This is a genomic window from Macrococcus equipercicus (assembly GCF_004359525.2).
Taxonomy (GTDB): domain Bacteria; phylum Bacillota; class Bacilli; order Staphylococcales; family Staphylococcaceae; genus Macrococcus; species Macrococcus equipercicus.
On sequence record NZ_SCWC02000030.1, the window covers coordinates 1 to 748 of the forward strand.

General features: G+C 47.7%; 2 protein-coding genes. Both read right to left on the bottom strand.

Annotated features, from left to right (window positions below):
- A partial coding sequence (locus ERX35_RS11295) for a DUF6531 domain-containing protein (protein ID WP_149459984.1) occupies positions 1–295 on the bottom strand: 295 nt, incomplete at its 3' end.
- Between the two features lie 6 nt (positions 296–301).
- A partial coding sequence (locus ERX35_RS11530; RefSeq protein ID WP_170234632.1) for a hypothetical protein occupies positions 302–748 on the bottom strand: 447 nt, incomplete at its 5' end.

Below are 748 nucleotides of genomic sequence, written 5' to 3' on the forward strand. Positions count from 1 at the left end.
TGGAGCCGTCCTCCTCTGTATACTGGACGACCTTCGGCGTGACAGCTGTATCTTCAATATTCAGTCTGCGTTCAAATCCACTCATCCATCCGAGACCGAACATACCTGTATGATTGGTCTTCGAGTTGAAGCTTCTTGTTGCCTCTATCTCAGGTCCTCGACCTGGCAGAGATGCATCAGATTCACTGAGGACCTGGTTATTGTTGAATGTGTTGAAAGTCCCGAGTTCTGTATCGACCGTCGGGTAGAATTCCTCATCCCCAAAATCCGGCGATGCATCCTTCTGGATCTCCACTTCCTTCTACTCTGCGATATCTATGTCGCTTTCACCGTTGAAATACCTTTCAATCTTGCCTGTTGAAGTACCTGCATGTCTGAAAGAAGTAATCTTCACTTTGTACTTATTATCAGCATCTCCGCCGGCAGTCGCATAGGTGGATGATGGATCAAGTGGCAGCTCACGCCCCCCGCCGACAACCCCATCCTTATTGAGTAGGTACTGACCACCTAATGGCCACAGCTTCTTCTCTCTTGTATGCCAGGTGGTCGTATTACCATCAAGAATATCGACCAGTTCATAGTCCTTACCGTTAAATAGGTAGACCCCATAGCCTGCAGCTCCTGGAACCTTGTTCCAGCTCGCAAAAAGGAAGCCACTGTCCTCCTTACGGTTATCCGCATAGCCATTTATATTTGCTGAGACATTATAAGTCGGCGCATAGACCTTTAGAAACGGTGATTGAGTACT